The 23437-nt window shown below is 70.8% G+C and carries 22 protein-coding genes and 1 pseudogene; 16 read left to right on the forward strand and 7 right to left on the reverse strand.

Annotated elements, in window-relative coordinates:
• Positions 1-147: 147 nt before the first annotated feature.
• From ACFWU3_RS34855 to ACFWU3_RS34890, 8 genes are all read left to right on the forward strand, one after another.
• Positions 148-792: an HAD family hydrolase gene (locus ACFWU3_RS34855; protein ID WP_384445404.1), complete on the forward strand. Its 645-nt coding sequence runs from the start codon at positions 148-150 to the stop codon at positions 790-792.
• 64 nt (positions 793-856) lie between these two features.
• On the forward strand, positions 857-2107 hold the full coding sequence (locus ACFWU3_RS34860) for an MFS transporter (protein WP_384445406.1): 1251 nt from the start codon (positions 857-859) through the stop codon (positions 2105-2107).
• Positions 2058-3233 (forward strand): acetoin utilization protein AcuC, encoded by a 1176-nt coding sequence (locus ACFWU3_RS34865; protein ID WP_384445408.1) that lies wholly within the window; start codon positions 2058-2060, stop codon positions 3231-3233. The genes ACFWU3_RS34860 and ACFWU3_RS34865 overlap by 50 nt, the downstream gene beginning before the upstream one ends.
• Before the next feature lie 188 nt (positions 3234-3421).
• Positions 3422-4237 (forward strand): phosphatase, encoded by an 816-nt coding sequence (locus ACFWU3_RS34870; RefSeq protein ID WP_384445410.1) that lies wholly within the window; start codon positions 3422-3424, stop codon positions 4235-4237.
• 128 nt (positions 4238-4365) lie between these two features.
• Complete coding sequence (locus ACFWU3_RS34875; protein WP_014046653.1) at positions 4366-4578, forward strand: helix-turn-helix domain-containing protein; 213 nt, start codon at positions 4366-4368, stop codon at positions 4576-4578.
• A 122-nt stretch (positions 4579-4700) separates the two neighbouring features.
• A complete protein-coding gene (locus ACFWU3_RS34880; RefSeq protein ID WP_003948845.1) occupies positions 4701-4799 on the forward strand; it encodes a 30S ribosomal protein bS22 in 99 nt (32 codons plus the stop codon).
• Positions 4800-4963: 164 nt separating this feature from the next.
• Positions 4964-6052 (forward strand): NAD-dependent epimerase/dehydratase family protein, encoded by a 1089-nt coding sequence (locus ACFWU3_RS34885; RefSeq protein WP_384445412.1) that lies wholly within the window; start codon positions 4964-4966, stop codon positions 6050-6052.
• Positions 6053-6067: 15 nt separating this feature from the next.
• Complete coding sequence (locus tag ACFWU3_RS34890; RefSeq protein ID WP_384445414.1) at positions 6068-7132, forward strand: 1-acyl-sn-glycerol-3-phosphate acyltransferase; 1065 nt, start codon at positions 6068-6070, stop codon at positions 7130-7132.
• Between the two features lie 84 nt (positions 7133-7216).
• On the opposite strand, the gene ACFWU3_RS34895 is transcribed toward ACFWU3_RS34890, so the two are convergent.
• From ACFWU3_RS34895 to ACFWU3_RS34905, 3 genes are all read right to left on the reverse strand, one after another.
• Positions 7217-8419 (reverse strand): DUF5667 domain-containing protein, encoded by a 1203-nt coding sequence (locus tag ACFWU3_RS34895; protein WP_384445415.1) that lies wholly within the window; start codon positions 8417-8419, stop codon positions 7217-7219.
• Between the two features lie 219 nt (positions 8420-8638).
• Positions 8639-9433 carry an ECF subfamily RNA polymerase sigma factor, BldN family gene (locus ACFWU3_RS34900; RefSeq protein ID WP_384445417.1) on the reverse strand — a complete coding sequence of 265 codons (795 nt, stop codon included), beginning with the start codon at positions 9431-9433 and terminating at the stop codon, positions 8639-8641.
• Positions 9434-9722: 289 nt separating this feature from the next.
• On the reverse strand, positions 9723-10664 hold the full coding sequence (locus ACFWU3_RS34905; RefSeq protein WP_313944891.1) for an HAD-IB family hydrolase: 942 nt from the start codon (positions 10662-10664) through the stop codon (positions 9723-9725).
• Between the two features lie 155 nt (positions 10665-10819).
• On the opposite strand from ACFWU3_RS34905, the gene ACFWU3_RS34910 reads away from it, so the two are divergent.
• The 7 genes from ACFWU3_RS34910 (at position 10820) to ACFWU3_RS34940 (ending at position 18748) form a co-directional block, all read left to right on the forward strand.
• On the forward strand, positions 10820-11095 hold the full coding sequence (locus ACFWU3_RS34910) for a glutaredoxin family protein (protein ID WP_384445419.1): 276 nt from the start codon (positions 10820-10822) through the stop codon (positions 11093-11095).
• A gap of 349 nt (positions 11096-11444) precedes the next feature.
• On the forward strand, positions 11445-12173 hold the full coding sequence (locus ACFWU3_RS34915; protein ID WP_142214354.1) for a redox-sensing transcriptional repressor Rex: 729 nt from the start codon (positions 11445-11447) through the stop codon (positions 12171-12173).
• Positions 12170-13828: a glutamyl-tRNA reductase gene (locus ACFWU3_RS34920; protein WP_384445420.1), complete on the forward strand. Its 1659-nt coding sequence runs from the start codon at positions 12170-12172 to the stop codon at positions 13826-13828. Before ACFWU3_RS34915 ends, ACFWU3_RS34920 begins: the two co-directional genes overlap by 4 nt.
• A complete protein-coding gene (gene hemC, locus ACFWU3_RS34925; RefSeq protein ID WP_384445422.1) occupies positions 13825-14784 on the forward strand; it encodes a hydroxymethylbilane synthase in 960 nt (319 codons plus the stop codon). Before ACFWU3_RS34920 ends, hemC begins: the two co-directional genes overlap by 4 nt.
• Positions 14781-16439, forward strand: coding sequence for a uroporphyrinogen-III synthase (locus ACFWU3_RS34930; protein WP_384445424.1), 1659 nt, complete (start codon positions 14781-14783; stop codon positions 16437-16439). The genes hemC and ACFWU3_RS34930 overlap by 4 nt, the downstream gene beginning before the upstream one ends.
• Before the next feature lie 510 nt (positions 16440-16949).
• Positions 16950-17951: a porphobilinogen synthase gene (gene hemB, locus ACFWU3_RS34935; RefSeq protein ID WP_384445426.1), complete on the forward strand. Its 1002-nt coding sequence runs from the start codon at positions 16950-16952 to the stop codon at positions 17949-17951.
• Between the two features lie 203 nt (positions 17952-18154).
• On the forward strand, positions 18155-18748 hold the full coding sequence (locus ACFWU3_RS34940) for a hypothetical protein (RefSeq protein WP_384445428.1): 594 nt from the start codon (positions 18155-18157) through the stop codon (positions 18746-18748).
• 9 nt (positions 18749-18757) lie between these two features.
• On the opposite strand, the gene ACFWU3_RS34945 is transcribed toward ACFWU3_RS34940, so the two are convergent.
• Together ACFWU3_RS34945 and ACFWU3_RS34950 are read right to left on the reverse strand one after the other, a co-directional pair.
• Positions 18758-18994 (reverse strand): DUF397 domain-containing protein, encoded by a 237-nt coding sequence (locus tag ACFWU3_RS34945; protein WP_384445430.1) that lies wholly within the window; start codon positions 18992-18994, stop codon positions 18758-18760.
• A complete protein-coding gene (locus tag ACFWU3_RS34950; protein WP_384445432.1) occupies positions 18991-19776 on the reverse strand; it encodes a Scr1 family TA system antitoxin-like transcriptional regulator in 786 nt (261 codons plus the stop codon). Before ACFWU3_RS34950 ends, ACFWU3_RS34945 begins: the two co-directional genes overlap by 4 nt.
• Before the next feature lie 152 nt (positions 19777-19928).
• Here ACFWU3_RS34950 and ACFWU3_RS34955 point away from each other — a divergent pair, with 152 nt between their 5' ends.
• Positions 19929-20330 carry an ATP-binding protein gene (locus tag ACFWU3_RS34955; protein ID WP_384445434.1) on the forward strand — a complete coding sequence of 134 codons (402 nt, stop codon included), beginning with the start codon at positions 19929-19931 and terminating at the stop codon, positions 20328-20330.
• 10 nt (positions 20331-20340) lie between these two features.
• On the opposite strand, the gene ACFWU3_RS34960 is transcribed toward ACFWU3_RS34955, so the two are convergent.
• On the reverse strand, positions 20341-23139 hold the full coding sequence (locus ACFWU3_RS34960; RefSeq protein WP_384445436.1) for an alpha/beta hydrolase family protein: 2799 nt from the start codon (positions 23137-23139) through the stop codon (positions 20341-20343).
• A 204-nt stretch (positions 23140-23343) separates the two neighbouring features.
• Positions 23344-23437, reverse strand: a pseudogene (locus ACFWU3_RS34965) (chitinase); the annotation flags it as partial.

Consider the following 23437-nt stretch of genomic DNA (forward strand, 5'->3'; position numbering starts at 1 on the left):
GAGAGTAGGACGCCGCCGAACAATTTTTAGCCTCAACCCCCGGACCATGTCCGGGGGTTGAGGCATTTTTGCGTTCAGGACCGGACGCCGGCGGCCTTACCGCAGTGCGCCGCGTAGGGGCCTTCCGAGGCTCCTTAGGCTGGGGCCATGCGCTATGAACTGGTCATCTTCGACAACGACGGTGTACTCGTCGACAGTGAGCCGATCTCGAACACCATCCTCGCCGGCTATCTGACCGAGCTGGGGCACCCCACCTCGTACGAGGACTCCCTGCGCGACTACATGGGAGCGGCAGTGCATCGTGTGCACGACCTCGTGCTGGAGCGGACCGGCCGGCGGCTGCCCGAGGACTTCGACGACACCCTGCATGCGCGCGTCTTCGCCGCTTTCGAGCGGGAGTTGGTGGCTGTCGACGGAGTGACCGAGGTGCTGGGGAAGCTGGTGGCCGAAGGGGTGCCGTACTGCGTCGCGTCGTCGGGGAGTCATGAGCGGATCCGCGTCGGGCATCTGAAGACCGGGCTGGACCTGTGGTTCCGCGAGGGCAATGTCTTCAGTGCGCAGGACGTGGGCCGGGGCAAACCGGAACCCGATCTGTTCCTGCACGCGGCCGAGCGGATGGGCGTTGCCCCGGAGCGCTGTGTCGTCGTGGAGGACAGCCCGCTCGGGGTGACCGCGGCGAAGTCGGCCGGCATGGATGTCTATGGGTTCACCGCGATGACCGCAGCCGAGAAGTTGGCCGGTGCGAAGGGGTACTTCGGGTCCATGGCCGAGCTGCCCGAACTGCTCGTCTGATCCCTCCGATTGGTTGTGTGATCGATCTACCGCTGGGTAGGGCATCGGCCTACGCTGTCCGGCCATGACGGATGCGCGGTTGGGGCAGCGGTTGCGGCGTGGTCGCGCCTCGTTGGCGTTGAGCTTTTTCGCGCAGGGCGTGGCGTTCGCGCTCCTCGTGACGCGCATACCCGCGGTGCAGGACCGGTACGGGATATCCGACGCCCTGCTGCCCGTATTCCTCGCGGCGGTGCCGATTCTCGCCGGTGTGGGGAGCGTGGTCACCGAGCGGCTGGTGCGGCGGATCGCCCCCAGCGCCGTCCTGCGGTGGTCCCAGCCGGTGGTGATGCTGGCGCTGCTGGGGGTCGCCGCCGGTACGGACGTGTGGCAGGTCGCCGTCGCCCTCGGGGTCTTCGGGCTCGCGGTGGGTGCGCTCGACGCGTCCATGAACATGCTCGGGGTGAGCCTCCAGCGGGCGTACGGGCGCAGCATCATGCTCGGTTTCCATGCGGCGTACAGCCTCGGTGGGATCGCCGGCGCCTCGCTGGCATGGGCGGGCGCGCACTGGGACCTGTCGCTGCTGGTCTCGTATCTGCCGGTGGTGGGTGTGCTGCTGCCGGTGGTGCTGGTGGGGAGCCGGTGGTACGCCGACCAGGAGCCGGTCCCGCAGACACTGACGCAGACGGGGGAGCGCGACGGCGCCGGTGTCGGGTTCCGGCTGCTGCTGCCGTTCTGCCTGGTGATGGCCTTCGCCTACATCGGGGACTCCACGGTCTCCAACTGGAGCGCGAAGTATCTGCAGGACGTGCTCGGGAGCTCGGAGGAGGTCGCGACCGTCCCGTACAACGCGTACATGGTGACGACCCTGCTGGGCCGGGCGGTGGGCGACCTGGGGGTGCGGCGGTTCGGTGCCGTGGCGGTCGTGCGGTGCGGGACGGTGCTGGCGGCCGCCGGGTTCGCCGTGGTGGCGGTGGCACCCAGGCCCGCGGTGGGGATTCTCGGCTTCACCCTGCTGGGGTTCGGGCTGTGTGTGATCGTGCCGCAGACGTTCGCCGCGGCCGGGCGGCGGGCGGTCGAGGCCGGTGGGCCCGGGGCCAGCGACGCGGCGGTGGCCAGGCTGAACGTCTTCAACTATGTCGGCTTCCTGGTCGGTTCACCGCTCGTCGGTGCGCTCGGGGACGCCTGGAGCTATCGATGGGCGATGGTCGTGCCGATGGTGTTGGTGCTGGTGACGTTGCGGTACGCCCGCTCGTTCGGCGCGGAGCCGGCCGGATACGGTGGCGGGCATGAGCGGCCGCGGATTGTTGATGTGGGACGAGGCGGTAACGAAGTATGACTTCGGGAGCAGCCATCCGATGGATCCGGTGCGGCTCGCGCTGACCATGGGGTTGGTGCGGGCGTACGGACTGGACCGTGCGCTGGACGTGGTGTCCGCGAAGTCCGCCGGGGACTCCACGCTCCGGCTCGTGCACCGTGAGGACTATGTGGCGGCGGTCCGCGCCGCTTCGGCGGACCCGAAGTCGGCGGACCAGTCGTACGGGCTCGGCACGATGGACGATCCGGCCTTCGCGGGGATGCACGAGGCGTCCGCGCTGATCGCGGGGCAGTCGGTCGGGGCCGCGGAGGCGGTCTGGCGCGGGGAGGCCGTGCACGCGGTGAACTTCGCGGGCGGTCTGCACCATGCGATGCCCGGTTCCGCCTCGGGGTTCTGCATCTACAACGACGCGTCGCTGGCGATCGCGCGGCTGCTGGAGCTGGGTGCCGAGCGGGTCGCGTACGTCGATGTGGATGTGCATCACGGGGACGGAGTCCAGGCGGCTTTCTGGGACGATCCGCGCGTGCTGACGATCTCGATGCACGAGCATCCGCGGATGCTGTTCCCCGGTACCGGATGGCCGGAGGAGACCGGTGGGGACGGTGCGGCGGCGGGCAGCGCGGTCAATCTGGCGCTGCCGGCCGGGACCGGCGACGAGGGCTGGCTGCGGGCGTTCCACGCGGTGGTGCCGGAGCTGCTGGCCGACTTCAGGCCGGATGTCCTGGTGACGCAGCACGGGGCGGACACGCACTTCGAGGACCCGCTGGCGCATCTGGCGGTGTCGCTGGACGCGCAGCGGGCGGTCCAGGAGTCGTGCCATGCGCTGGCCCACGACCATGTGGACGGCGGACGGTGGGTCGCGCTCGGGGGCGGCGGGTACGCGGTGGTGGACGTGGTGCCCAGGTCCTGGACGCATCTGGTGGGGATCGCCGGGCATGCGCCGGTGGACCCGGAGTCGGTGATCCCGTCGACGTGGCGGGACGAGGTGTACGCGCGGACGCGGCAGCTGGGGCCGGGACGGATGACGGACGGCCGTACCCCGACGTGGCGCGAGTGGGAGGCCGGTTACGACCCGGCGGACCGCCTGGACCAGGCGGTGCTGGCGACGCGGCGGGCGGTGTTCCCGCTCCGGGGGATGTTGGCGTAGGGGGACTGCCCCGACCGGCAACGGGCGGCGCGTGTCCGTGTGTCGACGAGTGGGCCGCTCTGCGGTGCGGGGCGGCCGCGCACCGAACTCCGCGCTTCGCCCCTGCCCTTGTACCCCCGTTACGCCAACCGTGCGGTCACTCGCTCCTTTTCGTACGGGCCCGCGTCCGCTGCGGGAGCATCGGAAGCGTGTTGAGTACCGGAGCGCTGCGGGCGCATCTTCTGGCGGCCCGGTTGGCCGGAGCCGTCGCCACGTCGCGGGAGGCGAGCCTGCGCAGTTACCGGCTCTTCGCCGCGCGTGATCCCCGCGCCACCCTCGGCCTCCTTCCCGAACGGGACTGGAGCGAGCGGGAGTTGATCGCCCTGATGGCCGACAGGTGTGGTGTTTCGGACGATCCCGCCTGTGTCGACGGCCTCGATGTCATCGACCCCGAGCGGACACTGACCGCGCTCGCCGCCTTCGCCGAACGGCTCGGTGACGTTGCTGCTCGTGGGGGAGCTGTGCTGCTCGGGACCGGGCATCCGCACCGGCTGCTCGGGTTCTACGCCGGGCTGGCAGACGCTTTGTCGGCGGCGGGCTGCGTCGTTCTCACCCCCGCGCAGGGGCGATGTGTCGACATAACGACCCGGTTCGGCGTACGCACGTACAACCTCGAGTACGTACGGGGCGTCGCGATGGTGCGCGAGGCCGGCGCCCGGGGCGTCGGGAGTGAGACCGGCGCACACACCCATTCCCCCTTGCCGGTTCGGGCCGCTCTGGAGGCTGTGGCGGAGGGTCGGGGGCCCCTGCCGGACCTCGTCGTCGGGGACCACGGCTGGGTCTGCGGGGCAGGTCAGCTGGGGATTGACGCGATCGGGCTCGCCGACACCGACGATCCGGCGCTCTTCGTGGGGGAGGCGGAGGGGCAGGTGTCCGTGGTCGTTCCGCTTGATGACGCTGTGCGGTCCGATTACTACCTACCGCTGACGCGCTATGTACTCAATCGAGCGTGTCTGTCACAGTAGGCGGCCGATCGCTGCTCCTCTTCCCCACTCGCACCACCCGCCCCTAGTCTGGGGAGTGAGCGCACAGCGACGAAGAGTCACCGGAGGGGAAGCCGGTGTGCGTCATGTGCGGAAGGTACAGGTGGGTCATGGCTGCTGGCAGCGAGAGGCCTCTCAACGAGGTCAAGTTCCTTACCGTGGCGGAGGTCGCCTCGGTGATGAGGGTGTCGAAGATGACCGTGTACCGGTTGGTGCACAGCGGTCATCTGCCGGCCATCCGGGTGGGGAGGTCCTTCCGGGTACCGGAGCAAGCGGTTCACGAATACCTCCGCGAGTCCTTTGTGGGGGTGGAATCCGCGTAGCCCGAGCAGGGCGGCTGCCCTCGGATTACAAGCTCGGGGCTATGGCGGGTAGGCTAGGCCGACGTAGGTCGTGTGGGCCCAGACGCCCCGCACCGAGTGAAGAGAAGTGAGCGAGGGTAGTCGTGGGCTCTGTTATCAAGAAGCGGCGCAAGCGGATGGCGAAGAAGAAGCACCGCAAGCTGCTCAAGCGCACCCGCGTTCAGCGTCGTAACAAGAAGTAATTCGTTACGGCAGCTGTACGTGTCATCGCGGCCCCTCCACCGTTTCGGTGGAGGGGCCGCGGTGCGTCCACTGGCGAAACAGCGTCGTGCGGTCATCACAGCGCAACACCGAACCGCTACGGTGACGGATAAGGGTGGGGTGGACCTAAGGGAAGGCGCTGATCTTGGGCAAGGTCGTGCTCGTCACCGGTGTGGCCCGGCAGCTCGGAGGGCGGCTGGTACGGCGCATCCTCCGGGATCCCGGAGTGGACCGGGTGATCGGTGTCGATGCGGTGGACCCCGAGCACCATCTGGGCGGCGCCGACTTCGTACGCGCCGACATCCGCCAGCCGGCCATTGCGCGAGTGCTGGCCGAGCACGACGTCGACACGGTCGTGCACATGGACGTGACCGGTACGCCGTTGGGCGCCGGCGGCCGGACGACGGTCAAGGAGACCAACGTCATCGGCACCATGCAGCTGCTCGGCGCCTGCCAGAAGTCGCCGACCGTCAAGCGGCTGGTGATCAAGTCCAGTACGAGCGTGTACGGCTCGGCGCCCCGCGACCCCGCGGTGTTCACCGAGACCACACCGCCCAAGTCCCTGCCCAGCGGCGGCTTTGCGAAGGACGCGGTCGAGGTCGAGGGGTACGTCCGCGGGTTCGCCCGCAGGCGCCCGGACGTCGCCGTGTGCGTCCTGCGGTTCGCGAACATCCTCGGCCCGTGCGCCGACTCCCCGCTCGCCGAGTTCTTCTCGCTGCCCGTCATGCCGACGGTCTTCGGCTACGACCCGCGGCTGCAGTTCGTCCATGAGGACGATGTGATCGACGTGCTGCGGATCGCGCTCGACGAGCCGCGGCGCGGCACGCTCAACAGCGGCACGTTCAACATCGCGGGCGACGGAGTGCTGCTGCTCTCGCAGTGCTCACGGCGTCTCGGGCGGCCGACACTGCCGGTTCTGCTGCCCGCGGTCACCTGGGTCGGCTCCGCGCTGCGTACGCTCGGTGTCACGGACTTCTCGCCCGAGCAGATCCGGCTGCTGACGCACGGCCGGGTGGTGAGTACGACGCAGATGCGCGAGACCCTGGGCTTCCAGCCGAAGTTCACGACCGCGGAGGCTTTCGCGGACTTCGCCCGCAGCCGCGGGCCCGGGCTGCTGCCGCCGGAGGCCCTGGCGGACGCTGTGGACCAATTGGCGGCCGCGCTGCCGGTCGGCGCCGGACGGTCCGCCGGTCCGGCCTCCTCCCTCCAGACGACTCAGAGCGACGCCGAATAAGGAGCGCAGCCAACGATGGCGGACGCCAAGGTCATTCCGTTCGACGACGACCGTTCACGCGGCAGCGCGCAGCGTGCTGCGCGACGGCGCCCCACGGGCGGCACGAGCCGGCGCAAGGCCGATCCCGGCGGTATGCGGGAGATGCCCGTGAGCCCGCTGCCCGCACAGCAGCCGGTGCCGAAGACGTCGGACGCGGCCGACCGGAAGCCTGCGGTGCAGCCGCCGCCGGCGGAGCGGGGCGGTGGCTGGGACCGGCGGATCGCCGGCGGGCTTGCGTTCCTGCGCCGCCGGATCACCGGGGACTACGAGGTCGACGAGTTCGGCTACGACGAGGACCTCACCGACCAGGTCCTGATGTCGATGGTCCGGCCGCTGTACGAGAAGTACTTCCGCGTCGAGGTGAAGGGGATCGAGAACATCCCCTCCGACGGCGGAGCGCTGGTCGTGGCCAACCACTCCGGCACGCTGCCGCTGGACGGCCTGATGATGCAGGTCGCCGTGCACGACAACCACCCTGCGGGCCGTCATCTGCGGCTGCTCGCCGCGGATCTGGTCTTCATGCTGCCGGTGGTCAACGAACTCGCCCGCAAGGCCGGGCACACGCTGGCGTGCTCCGAGGACGCCGAGCGGCTCCTCCAGCGCGGTGAGGTCGTCGGGGTGATGCCAGAGGGCTTCAAGGGCATCGGGAAGCCGTTCAGCGACCGCTACAAGCTCCAGCGGTTCGGGCGGGGAGGGTTCGTCTCCACGGCGCTGCGGGCGGGGGCTCCGATCGTCCCGTGCTCGATCGTGGGGGCGGAGGAGATCTACCCGATGATCGGCAACGCGAAGACGCTCGCGCGGCTGCTGGGCTTCCCGTACTTCCCGATCACGCCGACGTTCCCGTGGCTGGGTCCGCTGGGTGCGGTGCCGCTGCCGACGAAGTGGACGATCCAGTTCGGCGAGCCGATCCCGACGGACGGATATCCGCCGGAGGCGGCGGAGGACCCGATGCTGATGTTCAACCTGACGGACCAGGTGCGGGAGCAGATCCAGCACACGCTCTACAAGCTGCTGGTGCAGCGGCGGTCGGTCTTCTTCTAGCGTCTGTCGTCCGGATCAGCACGTGCCGGAGGGGCTGGATCTCTCCAGCCCCTCCGGCCTTGCTGTGTGTCAGTTGTCGTCGTGTCAGTTGTCGTCCTCGGCCTCCAGGCCGAGGCCCGGCAGGATTCCCGGCAGCAGCGGCGGGATGGTGATGTCCGGCTGCGGCGGGAACGGGTCCTTGCCCGAGGGCGAGGGTGTGTCGCCGTTCGTCGGAGGGTCGAACAGATCGCCCGGGTCGCCGCCGAGCAGACCGTCGTCCGACGCCGCACCGGAGCCCGAGGGCTGCGGCTTGCCGGCCTCGCCCGGACGGGACTCGCCCGTGCCCGGCGCGGACGGTGTCGTACGACTGCTGCCCGGGCTCGATGTGCGGCCCGAGTCCTGCGAGGAGGCTCCGGGACGCTGCCCGCCGCCACGGCTCTGCTCCGGGGCGCGGGGCAGCAGCGACTGAAGCGGCTCGACCTCTTGGTCTATGGCGTCGAAGACGTCGTTGACGTCGTCGCCGACATCGGTCAGCTGGGCCGGCAGCCGGTCCCGCAGCCCGTTCCACGCGTCACGGTGGGCGCGTGAGAACGAGTTGAGCTTCTGGATCGGTCCCAGCGAGCCGTCCCGTTCGTACGCCTCGTGGAGCAGCCGGTGGCCCTCGCCCGCGTCGTGCCGCACGCCGGTGAGGGCGCGGCGGACCTCGCCCAGTGATTCGTGGTCCAGGGCGCCCGCCCGTCCGCGCTCCATGAGGCGACGGGCCTCACTGAGCCGGGTGGATGCCTGGTCGAGGTACAGCTCGCCGCGGTCGGACTCGCCTTCCGCCATACCGAGCCGGATGTCCTCCATGCCGCGCTTCAGCCCGTACAGCGTGTCACCTGGAAGGGCGTCGGAACTGGCAGCGGCCACTCCGCTGAAGGCTCCCGCGGCGACACCGACGGTCAGACCGCCGGCCGCAAGACCCTTCGACCAGCGGGAACGCGGTCGCAATTTCCGGAGCGGGGAGGCCCGATGGGCGCCGCGGCCGGTCGTCCGTGGCTCGGGCACCGTAGGGCCCGCGGACCTGCCTCCCGAGGCCGTGCCTTCCTGGAACATGGCTTCCATGGCGGCCACGAGCTGCGCTCGCTGCACCACTTTGACCTCGGGATCCATTACCGGTCCCGGCAGCTCGCCGAGACCGTTCGCCAGCGCCAACAGCCGTCCGTGCTCGGTCGGTTCGACCGCATCATCCGGCTGCTCGGCCGCCTGATCTTCCAAGGCCTGGGCGAAGGCGTTCGCCCGCCGGTGCGCCGAAACGTTCGCGATCACTGGCGGCACCTCCTCTCGTCATGACGGTCGACTCCCCTCGGGGTCCGGAAGGTTGCACACCTTGAGCGCAACCACACGATCGAGTGAGTGGCTGCGGGCACGGCGTGACCACAGGGAGCCTGCATCCCGCACAACGAGCGTCGCGGCACTTGGGTTACGCGCGAAAGATGATCGGACCAGTGCGTCATCGTGGCGTCACCGATTGTGAGTTGGGATCGGTCAGCGGGCGTCGTCGGGCAGGAGGCGGGCCAGGGTGCGTACGGCGCGGTACTGGAGGGTCTTGATCGCACCCTCGTTCTTGCCCATCACCCTGGCGGTCTCCGCGACCGACAGGCCCTGCAGGAAGCGCAGCGTCACGCATTCCTGCTGCTGAGGATTGAGTTTCTTGACGGCCTCGAGCAGCGCGGCGTTGGACAGGGACTCCAGGACGGAGTCCTCCGGGCTGCGTTCGACCTCGTTGGCGTCGAGCATCTCGCCGGTCGTGACCTCCAGCCGGAAGCGGCTGGACTTGAAGTGGTCGGCGACCAGGTTCCGCGCGATCGTGACCAGCCAGGCCCCGAAGTCGCGGCCCTGATAGGTGAAGGTGGAGATTCGGCGCAGGGCCCGCAGGAACGTCTCACTCGTGAGGTCCTCCGCCGTCGCCTTCCCGCCCACCCGGTAGTAGATGTAGCGATAGACAGTGTCGCTGTACTGGTCGTAGAGACGGCCGAATGCTTCCGCCTCGCCCGCCTGGGCGCGCTCGACCAGCTCCATCATGCGGGCGCTGTCGCTGTCGGCACTGGGCCGGCGGGCGGTGGTCGAGGCGCCGGAGCCGCCCCGGCTGCTCCGTCTGCCCACGGCCGCGCGGCCGTCGGCCAGGGCGTAGCAGGGAGCGGCGGGGCCGCTGGTGGCGAGGCGGGGCATGGCAAGGGCGGGGCCGGCGTACGCGGTGGGGACGAAACCGCGCAGGTGGTCGAGGACCGCCGCGCGGAGCGTAGCCAGGCCCGAGGCGTCAACCCCGACGTGTGGGTACACGGGACTCCCAGAGGCAGAGCTTCCATCACGTGCAGTGCGGGAATGTTCACCCGTCGTGGCGACTGGTGGGTTCCCGTATGCGTTTGAGGAGAATAACGCTTCGTACAGGCAGTGCTACACCCAGTTGCTCAAATCATCGTTTCCGTCGCTTCTGTTACCCCTCGGCGACGGTTCAAGTAGCAGATCGTGAACGTTTGTTGATCGAAAAGCTTCGCGATCTGACTCATCGGTGGGTGTGCCGCAGCCTGTTCCCTGCGGTCGGGAGCGTCCCGGATCGTCGCTCTGCGTGTCAGCGCCGGCGGCGGTGCAAGGCGACCGCGGCTGCCGTACCACCGGCGATCGCTCCGACGCCGGCCGCCGCCGGGATGCCGACCTTGGCCGCCTTGCGGCCGGTCCGGTAGTCACGCAGTCGCCATTCGCGCTCGCGTGCGTGCTTGCGCAGCTTCGTGTCCGGATTGATCGCATACGGATGCCCGACGAGCGAGAGCATCGGGATGTCGTTGTGCGAATCGCTGTAGGCGGCGCAGCGGGCGAGCTCCAGGCCCTCGGCCGCGGCCAGGGCGCGGACCGCCTCGGCCTTCGCCGGGCCGTGCAGCGGCTCGCCGACGAGCTTGCCGGTGTAGACGCCGTCGACCGATTCGGCGACCGTGCCCAGCGCGCCGGTCAGGCCGAGGCGGCGGGCGATGATCGTCGCGGTCTCCACCGGGGCGGCCGTCACCAGCCAGACCTTCTGCCCCGCGTCCAGGTGCGCCTGCGCGAGCGCGCGGGTGCCGGGCCAGATGCGGTCGGCCATGTACTCGTCGTAGATCTCCTCGCCGATGCTCATCAGCTCGGAGACGCGGTGGCCCTTGACGATGGACAGGGCGGACTCGCGGACGTCCTGCATGTGCTCGGGGTCCTCGACCCCGGCGAGCCGGAACCAGGTCTGCTGCCAGGCGAATCTGGCCAGCTCACGGCGCTGGAAGAACTTCCGCTTGTACAGGCCGCGGCCGAAGTGGAAGATCGCGGCGCCCTGCATCACGGTGTTGTCGAGGTCGAAGAAGGCGGCGGCCCGATCGTCCCCGAGGACGGGGAAGTCGGGTTCGGCGGGCGGGGCGAAGCCGTCCAGCGTGCCGAATTCGTCGAGCTGCTGCGACGTCTTGCGCGCTGCCTCGGCTGCTGCCTCGCCTGCGAGCACGCTCCTTGCGGTGGCGGAGCGCCTACGGGGGGTGAGCCATCCCAGTGCGGCCATGGCGTGAGCATAGCCAGTCTGTTCGGGACTTCCCGACACGCCGGTGTGCCATGGCGTGAACTCTGCGCGACCGCTCTGTTAAACGCGTGGTGCCGGTGTGCCGCGGGGCGGGCACGGGGGACCGGACAGGCCGTGCGCGGGCGGAGAATGGCTCCATGAGTCCTCTGTTGCGGCGCGCGAAGAAGAAGCCCGGCGAGCGAATGGTGACGCTGATCGGCAAACCGGAGTGTCATCTGTGCGACGACGCCCGGGCGGTCGTCGAGAAGGTGTGCGCCGAGACGGGCGCGTCGTGGGAGGAGAAGGACATCACCCGGGACGAGGCGCTGCACCGGGCGTACTGGGAGCAGATCCCGGTGGTGCTCGTCGACGGCGAGCAGCACACGTTCTGGCGGGTGGACCCCGAACGGCTGCGGCGCGCGCTGGGGGCCTGACCCCGGCTCATGGCCGGCGGCGCGCCGCGCGCGGCCACGGGGGGCCGTCCGGGGGGTGTTCCGGCGCTGTCACGGCTCTATCGGGACGCGAGGGGGACAGGGCACAGTAGACGGTCTCGGGGCGTATACGTGAGGAGTGTGTACGGTTTTGCCCCCTTCGGGTCTCCAACGGGCCGATGCGGTTCGAGGTTCCAGGTTCACGCGAGCGAAATGCGTGACCCCGGTCACTTTGCTCGGACAAAACGGACACCATCTTTGTGCACGCGTTCACAAAGACATAGCCTGCATTCGACGGGGCGGTCTTGGGACACACGGCCGCCTGCAGCCTCGCTCATCCCGCAGGAGCACCGTGGCAACTGGCCGAAATCACCGACCGGCGACCCGTAGCCGAGGAATCCCCGAGGCCACCGTCGCCCGGCTTCCGCTGTACCTCCGCGCCCTCACGGCGCTGTCCGAGCGTTCCGTACCGACCGTCTCCTCCGAGGAGCTGGCGGCCGCGGCGGGCGTGAACTCGGCGAAGCTGCGCAAGGACTTCTCCTACCTCGGCTCGTACGGCACCCGGGGCGTCGGCTACGACGTGGAGTACCTCGTCTACCAGATCTCCCGTGAGCTGGGCCTCACGCAGGACTGGCCCGTGGTGATCGTCGGTATCGGTAACCTCGGCGCCGCGCTCGCCAACTATGGCGGCTTCGCCTCCCGTGGCTTCCGGGTCGCCGCGTTGATAGACGCGGACCCGACGATGGCCGGCAAGCCCGTCGCGGGCATCCCCGTCCAGCACACGGACGAGCTCGAGAAGATCATCAGCGACAACGGTGTGTCGATCGGCGTCATCTCCACGCCCGCCGGCGCCGCCCAGCAGGTGTGCGAGCGGCTGATCGCCGCCGGTGTCACCTCCATCCTCAACTTCGCCCCCACCGTCCTCTCCGTGCCCGACGGCGTCGATGTGCGCAAGGTCGACCTCTCGATCGAGCTGCAGATCCTCGCCTTCCACGAGCAGCGGAAGGCCGGCGAGGAGGCCGAGGCCGCGGCAGGCCGGAAGGGACCCGACGGGGACATGCCCGCCGTGATGCCGGCATGAGTCTCCTGGTCGTCGGACTGAGCCACCGCAGCGCGCCGGTCAGCGTGCTGGAGCGGGCGTCGCTGTCCGCGGACGCGCAGATCAAGCTGCTGCACGACACGCTCGCCGCCGAGCCGGCGGCGGAGGCCGCGGTGCTGGCCACCTGCAACCGCATCGAGCTCTACGCCGACGTGGACAAGTTCCACGCGGGCGTGGCCGAGCTGTCCACCCTGCTCGCGCAGCACAGCGGGGTCGGGCTCGAGGAGCTCACTCCCTATCTCTACGTGCACTACGAGGACCGGGCGGTGCACCACCTGTTCTCGGTGGCGTGCGGGCTGGACTCGATGGTCGTGGGCGAGGGACAGATCCTCGGCCAGATCAAGGACGCGCTGGCGCTGGGGCAGGAACTCCACACCGCCGGGCGGCTGATCAACGACCTGTTCCAGCAGGCATTGCGGGTCGGCAAGCGCGCCCACAGCGAGACCGGGATCGACCGGGCCGGGCAGTCGCTCGTGACCTTCGGCCTGGAGCAGCTCGCCGAGGGCGCGGACGTCGAGCAGTGGGCGGCGGACAAGCGGGTGCTGGTGATCGGCGCCGGCTCGATGTCCTCGCTCGCCGCGACGACGCTGGCACGCCTCGGTGTGGGCGAGCTCGTCGTCGCCAACCGGACCCTGGACCGCGCCGAACGACTGGCCTCCGTGCTGTCGGAGACGGGCGGGGTGGCCGCGCGGGCGGTGCCCATGGCCGCCGTCGCCGACGAACTGACACGTGCCGATGCGGTGGTGTCCTGCACCGGAGCGACCGGTCTCGTGCTGACGGCGGAGTCGGTCGCGACCGCGCTCGCGGAGCATGTGGTGCCGGTGGGCGCGGACGCCGCGTCGGCGGTCCAGGACCTGCGGGCGCCCGACGGCAGCCTGGTCGCGCGACTGGCGGAGTTCGCCGCGCGCGACGGGCGGGTCGCGGACCTCACCGTCGGCCCCGAGCCCCGGGCCTTCGCCCCCGACGCCGCGACGCAGGCCGGGTCCGCGAGCGGCGAGGCCGTCTGTCCCGTGGGACTCGACGAGCTGCACGTCGCCGAGACGCTGGCCCAGCACGGCGCCTGGATGGAGAACGCCGAGCGGACCCTGCCCCGCAACCCCGCACCCGTGCGCGCCAACGGCGCGGTGCGCATCGGACTGCTCGATCTCGCCATGCCGCGGGACATCGATCACGCCGTCCACCGGCTCCCCGGTGTGCGGCTCGTCGACATCGAATCGCTCGCCGAGGCGTCCGCCGACGCCCCGATGGCCGCCGATGTCGATCAGGTGCGCCGCATCGTGTCCGACGAGGTCGCCGCGTTCGGTGCTGCCCAGCGGGCCGCCCGCATCACGCCGACCGTCGTCGCGCTGCGCACCATGGCCGCCGATGTCGTCGCCGGTGAGATCGCGCGCCTGGAGGGGCGCCTCACCGGTCTCGACGAGAAGCAGCGCGCCGAGATCAACCAGACCGTCCGCCGCGTCGTCGACAAGCTGCTTCACGCGCCCACCGTGCGCGTCAAGCAGCTCGCCAGCGAGCCCGGCGGCGCCGGGTACGCCGACGCACTGCGGACGCTCTTCGACCTCGACCCGGAGACGGTCGCCTCCGTCAGCCGGGCCGACATGAATGACGCAGACGTCAAGAACCGAGGGCGAGTATGACCGAGAGGGCACTGAGACTCGGGACCAGGCGCAGCAAGCTCGCCATGGCCCAGTCCGGGCAAGTGGCTCAGGCGGTGCGCCAGTTGACCGGCCGTGCCGTCGAGCTCGTCGAGATCACCACGTACGGGGACACCTCCCGTGAGCATCTCGCGCAGATCGGCGGTACAGGGGTCTTCGTCACCGCGCTGCGGGACGCCCTGCTGCGGGGTGACGTCGACTTCTGCGTCCACTCGCTGAAGGACCTGCCCACCACGCAGCCCGACGACCTCACGCTCGCGGCCGTGCCGCAGCGCGAGGACGCGCGGGACGTGCTGGTGGCGCGCGACGGCCTGACCTTCGACCGGCTGAACGACGGCGCCCGCATCGGCACCGGTTCGCCGCGCCGGATGGCACAGCTGAACGCGTACGCCCGCGCGCACCACCTGCGCATAGAGACCGTGCCGATCCGGGGCAACATCGACACCCGGATCGGATACGTACGAAGCGGGGAGCTGGACGCGGTGGTTCTCGCCGCCGCCGGGCTCAACCGCATCGGAAGGATCGAGGAGGCGACCGACTTCCTGTCGGTCGACTTCGTTCTGCCGGCCCCCGGCCAGGGGGCCCTGGCGATCGAGTGCACCGCACAGGACGCGGAACTCGCCGCCGTGCTCGCCGAGCTCGACGACCCGCACACCCGGGTCGCCGTGACCGCCGAGCGTTCCCTGCTCGCCGCCCTGGAGGCCGGCTGCAGCGCACCTGTGGGTGCGCTTGCCGACCTGTTGGCCGACGGACAGGTTGTCACCGAAATGCGCCTGCGCGGCGTCGTCGGCACCACCGACGGCTCGACGCTGGTGCAGCTGTCCACCACCGGTCCCGTACCCACGTCGCACGGCGACGCCATCGCGCTCGGTCGCGAACTCGCGTCCGAGATGCTCGCCAAGGGTGCGGCCGGTCTTATGGGGGAGCGAGCACTTTGAGCCCCACCGCCAATCCGACTTCGGCGTTCTCGGCACACGGGCACGTCACCTTCCTCGGCGCCGGTCCCGGCGACCCCGGACTGCTGACACTGCGCGCCGTCGAGGCACTCGCGGGAGCCGACGTACTGATCGCCGAGCCGGATGTGCTCGACGTCGTACGCGGCCATGCGCGGGCGAGCGTGAGCACGCCTGAACTGACGGTTGTCGACGATGCGTCAACAGCCGCCGGAATCCCGGTACTCAGGGATGCGGCCAATCTTGTCATGGAGGCCGCGCGCGGCGGCAAGCGGGTCGTCCGTGCCGTGACCGGTGATCCGGGACTGGACACCGACGCAGGTCAGGAGATGCTGGCCTGCGCCGCGGAGGGAATTCCCTTCGAGGTCGTGCCCGGTGTCGCCACCGCGGTGGGCGTACCCGCGTACGCCGGTGTACCGCTGCGCGACGCCCAGGGCACGGACGTCCGGTTCGTCGACGCCCGTACCGCGAGTGAGCGGTGCTGGACCGAGATCGGCGCCAGCGACGGGACGGTCGTCGTCTCCAGCACGCTCGAGACCGTCGCCGCGGCGGCGGGCGAGCTGGTGGCCGCGGGCCGCAAGCCCGACACCCCGCTGACCGTGACGGTCGCCGGTACGACGACCCGTCAGCGGACCTGGACCGCGACGCTGGGCACGATCGCCCAGACCCTCAAGCAGGCGAAGGTGCTGCCCTCGCCCGAGGGGCACCGGTCCGTCATAGCCGTGGTCGGTGAGCGCAGCTCGGCTGCTCAGCGCGACCAGCTCGCGTGGTTCGAGTCCAAGCCGCTGTTCGGCTGGAAGGTGCTCGTGCCGCGGACCAAGGAGCAGGCGGCGTCGCTCTCCGACCAGCTTCGTTCCTACGGCGCGGTGCCGCACGAGGTGCCGACGATCGCCGTGGAGCCGCCGCGGACACCGCAGCAGATGGAGCGGGCGGTCAAGGGACTCGTCACCGGTCGGTACGAGTGGATCGCCTTCACCTCGGTGAACGCGGTCAAGGCGGTCCGGGAGAAGTTCGAGGAGTACGGGCTCGACGCGCGTGCCTTCGCGGGCATCAAGGTCGCGGCGGTCGGCGAGCAGACCGCGGCGGCGCTGGTCGACTTCGGTGTGAAGCCCGACCTGGTGCCGAGCGGTGAGCAGTCGGCGGCGGGTCTGCTGGAGGACTGGCCGCCGTACGACCCGGTCTTCGACCCGATCGACCGGGTGTTCCTGCCGCGCGCCGACATCGCGACGGAGACGCTGGTCGCGGGCCTGATCGAGCTGGGCTGGGAGGTCGACGACGTCACGGCCTACCGGACCGTGCGCGCGTCGCCGCCCCCGGCGGACACGCGTGAGGCGATCAAGGGCGGCGGGTTCGACGCGGTGCTGTTCACGTCGTCCTCGACGGTGCGGAACCTGGTCGGCATCGCGGGCAAGCCGCACAACGTCACGGTGATCGCGTGCATCGGTCCCGCGACCGCGAAGACGGCGGAGGAGCACGGGCTGCGGGTGGACGTGCTGTCGCCGGAGCCGTCGGTGCATCGGCTCGCCGAAGCGCTCGCGGAGTTCGGGGCGCGGAGGCGGGGGGCGGCGCTGGAAGCGGGCGAGCATGTGACGCGGCCGTCGGAGAGACGACCGGGGGGTCGTCGCCGCCGCACGACCTGACACTGCGGGAGGGCCCGCGCCCCTGTTCCGGCTGCCGCCGGGGTGGGGGTGCGGGCCCTTTCGTGTGCGCCGGCCACGACGGCGGTGGTGCGGGTGTGGTCGTGCGGGGCGCTGCCCCGGGCCCCGCGCCTCAATCGCCGGCGGGGCTGGATATGTGGTCCTGAGCCCCGTGGCGGGGCTGGATGTGCGGGGCGAGTTCGGCCCGTCCGGCGTTTGAGGACATGCCCGGAGGGCGTGCTCCAGGGCGGTGGTGCGGGTGGTTGCCGGGGCGCTGCCCCGGGCCCCGCGCCTCAATCGCCGGCGGGGCTGGATGTGCGGCCCCGAGCCCCGTGGTGGGGCTGGATATGCGGCCCCGCGCCCCATGGCGGGGCTGGATGTGCGGGCCCGCGCCCCATGGCGGGGCCGGATGTGCGGGGCACACGTTCAGCCCGTGGCCTGCTGGGCCGGGCCATGATCGGGCCGACGGGATGTCGGTACGTGGGGCATTCGGACGGGCGTAGCGTAGGCCCCATGACTGCGTACGGATCCTTTCCCGGGGCCCGGCCGCGGCGGCTGCGGGTCAATCCCGCGATGCGCCGCATGGTCGCCGAGACCCGGCTGCACCCGGCCGATCTGATCCTGCCCGCCTTCGTGCGGGAAGGGATCGGCGAGCCGGTGCCCATCACCGCGATGCCCGGTGTCGTCCAGCACACCCGCGACACCCTGCGGAAGGCCGCCGTCGAGGCGCGCGAGGCCGGGGTCGCCGGGATCATGCTCTTCGGCGTGCCCGAGGACGCCAAGAAGGACGCCGCCGGGACCGCCGGCACCGACCCTGACGGCATCCTCCAGGTCGCCATCCGCGATGTCCGTGCCGAGGTCGGGGACGAGCTCGTGATCATGTCGGACCTCTGCCTGGACGAGTACACCGACCACGGGCACTGCGGCGTGCTGGACGAGCACGGCCGGGTGGACAACGACGCGACGCTGGAGCGGTACGCGGAGATGGCCCAGGTCCAGGCCGACGCCGGCGTCCATGTCGTGGGCCCCAGCGGCATGATGGACGGCCAGGTCGCCGTCGTCCGCGACGCGCTCGACACGATCGGCAAGGAGGACGTGTCGATCCTCGCGTACACCGCGAAGTACTCCTCCGCCTTCTACGGGCCGTTCCGCGAGGCCGTCGGCTCCTCGCTCCGGGGCGACCGCAAGACGTACCAGCAGGACACCGCCAACGTGCGGGAATCCCTGCGGGAGTTGGCGCTGGACCTCGAAGAGGGCGCCGACATGGTGATGGTGAAGCCCGCGGGCCCCTACCTCGACGTCCTGGCGAAGGTCGCGGAGACCGTGGACGTACCGGTCGCCGCGTACCAGATCAGCGGTGAGTACGCGATGGTCGAGGCCGCGGCCGAGAAAGGCTGGATCGACCGGGAGAAGGCGATCGCGGAGACGCTGCTCGGCATCAAGCGCGCGGGCGCGAGCATGATCCTCACCTACTGGGCGACCGAGGTCGCCCAGGGGATCAGCGCCTCCGGCTGACGCGGCGGCCTGCGGGGGAGGCGGCCGTGGTTCACCGGAGGGTGAGGCCCGCCCGGACCTCCCCGGGGCGGGCACCGTGAGTCGGGGCGGTTGGAGTCGTTCGCTGTTCGAGCTGCCGGGCTGCCCTCCGGCGAGCCGGGCACGGGTGCCCTGGGCCCCGGAGAACACCGCGCAACGACACCGGAGGACAAGGCGTGACGGGAATGGCAACGGTCACTTTCGTGCTCTCGGGCCTGCTGATCCTCATGGCCTGCGTCAAGGCGGATCGCGTCCGTTCCTGGCGGGAGTCATGGAATCCCTCGGCCCCGGACGTCTCGGACGGCGCCTTCATCGCGGCTCGCGTCCTCCTGGTCGCGATGGCCGTCGGCGGAGTCGTCGTCGGACTGCAGGGCCTCAAGGTCCAGGACGACGTGGGGTGGAGCGACGACGAGTTGACCAGTGCGGTCAAGGGCGCCACCGCGTCCCTGGACGGCAGCACCGTCCACGGCGGCCCGTTCGAGGCCGACTCGCCCGCCGACTTCGAGGGTGAATACGCCATCAAGGTCGAGCAGGAGATCGTCGAGTACGGAGACGGCGGCGCCCCGCAGTTCGGGGTGGACGCCGAGCTCGCCGGAGAGCCGACGGCGGATCAGGCGCGGTACGCCATAACGGCCGACGGCGCGGGAGCGTGGTTCTGCATGGACGTCAAGCGCACCCATACGGGCTTCATCGAGACCGTCGCGCCCGGCGGCCTCGGCCGCACGGTGAAGCTGCCGAAGTTCACGTACGCCGTGTCGAGCCGGACCGGTGAGTGCTGAGTCCCGACGTCAGGCGAGCCCGCCCACGAAGGACGCCCATGCGGCCGGGTCGAGCGTAAGGCTCGGGCCGCCGGGGTTCTTCGAGTCGCGGACGTGGATCGCGGCGGGGTGGGCGGCGACCTCGACGCACTGCCCGCCTTCGCTGCCGCTGTGCGTGGACTTGCGCCAGTCGTAGGCGACTTCGAGGCACGCGCCGCCTTCGTCGCTGCTGTAGCTGGACTTGAACCACTCAAGTGCGGTGTTCATTGCTCTCCTAGCAGCTGGCCCAACAGGCCCTTCGTCTCTTCGGCGTTGAGGGCCTGCGTTCGCAGCATCGCATACTTCTGCGCCAGGATGCTGACCTCATTTGGGTCGGAGATGAGCTGGCTGCCGCGCTGCGTCTCGGTGTAGGCGAGGCGTTGGTAGTCCGGTGTCTCCAGCAGGATGAAGGGGCCCGCAAGTGCGGCGTGGGACTCACGGCCCAGCGGCATGATCTGAAGCGTGACTCCGGGAAGATCAGCTCGGGATCGGAGGTGGCGAATCATGTCCGCATACACCTCGTGCCCACCCAGACGATCCCTCACGATCGCCTCGGAGACGATGAAGCTCGTGGTAGGTGGCACGTTCCGTTGCAGGATCGCTTGGCGTTCCAGCCGAACCGTCACCTGTGCGTTGAAGTCCTCCTCGCTGAGAGCGGGGACCTTGCTGCGGAACACCGCCCTTGCGTAAGCCTCCGTCTGTAACAGGCCAGGCAGGACTTGGTTCTCGAACCACGACAGGGCCAGCGCCTCCCGCTCCAGGTCCATGTACTCCTCCGCCCACGCCGGGATCAGGTCCACCTCCGGCATGTTGTCCACCGCGACCGACAGCGCCCCCTTCGTGTCGAGGCGGTCGTCGAAGCGCGCGGCGAGGTCCGGTTTCAGCGGGCGGCGGCCCTGTTCGATCGAGGCGACGGTCTGCTCGGCGAGGTTGAACTCGGCCGCGAGTGCCCTTTGAGTCAGGCCCGCGGCCTCGCGGAAGCGGGCGAGCTGGCGGCCGACCAGCCGCATCGCCGAGGCGTTCTTCCGTGGACGTCTCCTGGAGTGCATGTCCGACCAACTCCCCGGACACGGGCGTACGTTACGCCTCCACGACCCGTACAGATGAAACGTACGGGTCCGCGCAGTGCTGTCACCCCGTCACGGGACGCGACTCTCGCCGCGTGGACAAGACGATGCAACACGAGGATCTGCGCGAGCTGTTCTGCCGCCGTGAACGCCGATCGGTCGCCGCGGCACGGGAGTTGACGCGGGAGGCGCTGAGCGCGTGGGGCTGGGCCTCCAGGGCCGACGACATCACGCTGTGCGTGAGCGAGCTCGCGACGAACGCGCTGGTGCACGGCGTACCGCCGGGGCGCGGGTATCTGCTGCGGCTGTGGCTGTACGAGCAGGGGGCCGCGCTGAGGGTCGAGGTGCACGACAGCGGTGACGGGCGGCCGGGTGTGCGTGAGCCGGACGGGGAGTCGGGGCGCGGGCTGCTGCTGGTGGACGCGTTGGCCGACACCTGGGGTGTCGGCCAACGCGATCCGGGCAAGGTGGTGTGGTGCGCTTTCACCCTGCGGTGAGGCGTGTCGCCTACGGCGCGTCGAGCACCGTGCCGGTCACCGCCGGACCGTCCGGCTTGCCGTCCTCGTCGTTTACGGGCTGGAGGACCAGGTGCTCCGTCTGCTCGGTCACCTTGTCGGCGGCCGTGGGGACGGTCACCTCGGCGCTGGTCTTCCCGGCGGGCACCGAGGCCCACAGGTAGGGCCAGTCCAGCTGCGACAGAGGCACGTCACCGTCCGGGACGTCGCCGAACGTGTCGGTGAGCCACTGCCGGTCGACGTCCTTGGTGGTCAACTCGGGGCCCGCCGTGGCGGGGACGATCTTCAGCGTCCTCGACAGCTCCACGTCGGCGGGCGCCGACAGGGAGAGCCGCCATGTCAGGGGCTTCCCCTCGGTCACCTTGTCGGCGACCGGCTTCATGGTGATCGTCGGCATCGCGTCGTCGTTCTCGGCGGTGACCCCGCCGGCGTGCGAGCCGACGACGGAGCCTCGCACCGCCTTCACCAGCACGTCGTGGCCCACGTCCCAGGAGTACCGGGTGTTGCCGGTGACCTTCACGGTCAGGTTGGCGACCTGGCCGCCGGGCCGTACGGTCACCAGGCGCTCCTTCGCCGTGCCGGTGGCCGGGTCGATGGCGAACATCCGCACCGTGCCGCTGCCCTTGCCGGACATGCGGACGGGCACCTCGTACGTGCGGGTGCCGGCGTTGCCCTCCTTGACCTTCAGACGGCCGATGTCGACACGGGTCAGCGGGGCCTCCCGTACCGCGGGGGTGCCGGGGCTCCATGCCCAGGCGTCCATCAGCCACGCCTGTCCGGAGCGGCTGCGCGGGGTCAGCTCCAGGGAGGCGATCCGCGTCAGGTCGAGACCGGCGCGCGAGGCGGCGGTGATCGGTACGCGCACCTCGCGTGCCCAGGAGGAGGCGGTGCGGTCGCTGCCCGGCAGCCCGTCCACCCGGACGCGGCCGAGGTTCGCCCGCTTGCCGGAGGAGTCCGTGACGGACACGTCCAGTTGTGTGCCGGTGGAGTTCGCCGGGACGAAGACGCGCAGCGCGAGGCTCTGGGAGCCCTTCACGGAGAGCGGCTTGTCGGGCCGTAGCTTCACCGCCGTACCGGGGGCGGACCAGCGCATGGCCACCGCTCGGCGGCCCGTCTCGCGGTCCGGTCCCCAGCCGGCGAAGTGCGGCGATGCGCTGTCCTTCTCCGGGTTCAGGCAGGCGATGCGCGGGTCGGGGTCGATGGCGGAGCACAGTCGTCCGCCCGTCACCTTCACGGAGCCGTCCGGAAGGAACCCGGCTCCGCGGTTGGCACCGACCGCGTGGGTCAGCACCCGCGCAGGGTCGGCGGAGGGGGCGCGGCGGCCGGTGCCGTCGACCAGTTCGCGCACGCGGTCGTCCCCGGCGACGAACAGCCGGGCAGCGGCGGCGATGTAGGTGGCGCCGGCCCGGTGCTGCTGGTCGGCGGTCAGCCGGGTCGCGGTGCCCGGCGAGCACACCGGGTCGGGCTGCTCGGGGTCCTGCCAGAAGTCGTCGTTCGCGGGTGCCTGGGCCTGGCCCGGCGTCCACTCGCTGTTGAAGTAGTTGTGGTTGGCGCCGACCATGTAGACCGCGCTGTGCAGGGCCTTGCCCCGGCTGACACCGCGGGTGCCGTCCGCGTACACCTGGCCCTGGAGGTCGGAGACGTCACCGTCGCAGCCCGGCAGGATCGTCAGTGACGGGACGTCCGGAACAGGGTTCTGGCCGAAGATCGTCGGGCCGATGAGCACGGTCCCGCGGATGTGCCAGCGCACCTTTCCGCGGTAGCCGTCCTGGGCGGGCGGGGGCGGGTAGAGGCTGTCCATGGCGGCCCGGTTGACGCCCTCGCCGCCGCGCGAGTGGCCGACGAGCAGGACGCGGGAGAGGTCCGTCCTCGGTGCCTTGCGCACGGCCGCCGGTGCCTTGGCGGGCGACGCGGCCCAGTCGGCCCAGCGGGCGAGATGCGTGCGCACCAGCGAGGAGCGGGCCTGCGCGCCGCCGTCGTCGACATCGCCGTCCTGGCCGTTGACGCCGTTGGCGGAGATGGACACGGTCACATAGCCCTGGGAGGCCAGCAGCTTCTGGTCGCGCAGATATCCCTGATGGCTCGGGATGGGCTTGGCACCCTTGGCGCAGGGCCAGTCGATGGACACGTCGTCCTCGGCGCCGGGGACGTAACAGGTGGCGTGGCGGCCGTGCAGGAACAGGGCGACGGGACGCTTGCCGGTCGCGCCCTTCGGAGCGACGACGACGCCGCGCATCTCGACGGGCGCGGGGAAGCCGGGGAGGCGGACCGGGTCGAGCGCGTACTCGCCGGTGACCGTGCCGTACGTGCCCGGCTTGCCCGGGTCGACGGAACCGGCCGGGAGCTTCGCCGGGGCCTTCGCGGCGGGCTGGGAGCGCCCGTCACGGACGCTTTCGGGCTTCTGGTCCAGCCGCCGGCCCGCCGCCAGCACCTGGAGGCCGGCCAGGTCGGCCGTGCGCGCGTCGTCGAGCGGAAGCCGGAAGGTGCGGTTGTCCTCGGCCGGCTCGGGAACGCCGACCAGTTTGCCGTCGGCGTGGAACTCCACGCGCGCGTCGCCCACCGGGACGGGGCGCGGGGAGCGCCACTCCAGCGCGCGGTTCCCGTCGGTCTTCGTGATCCGCCAGCCGGGCGGCAGGTCGTTCTCGCCGTTCGCCGCCGTGGCGGGCCGTGCGTCGGGTGGCTGCGGCAGCGCCTGCGCCGCCGCCGGCGACACCCCCGCCACCGTGATCACCGCTATCGCGGTGGCCCATATCCTGCGGGCACGTAACAATGGTCCCCTCCTCAACCCCATGGGTCGGGCGCCCGGTTGGGCCCGGGAGCCTCTCGCTCTCGGAGGACGGGGAGAAGATCCTGCGGGTTGCCTGTCGGCGGCGGACAGCTGTGACAGGTGAGCCCGGGGCGACGGGTGTGACCGGTCGCAGGGCTAGCGGGCCCGACATGGCTGACCGCGGGCCGGGGAACGTTCTCCCGGCCCGCGGTCGTGTGGGGGGTTTCCTCAGCAGTACAGGTTGCCGCCGGGGGCGACGCCGAGGATCTGGGTGAATTGCTGGTACTTGGTGACGCGGCTCTGGACCTGGGCGGGGTTCTTG

Source organism: Streptomyces sp. NPDC058685 (assembly GCF_042714725.1).
Taxonomy (GTDB): domain Bacteria; phylum Actinomycetota; class Actinomycetes; order Streptomycetales; family Streptomycetaceae; genus Streptomyces.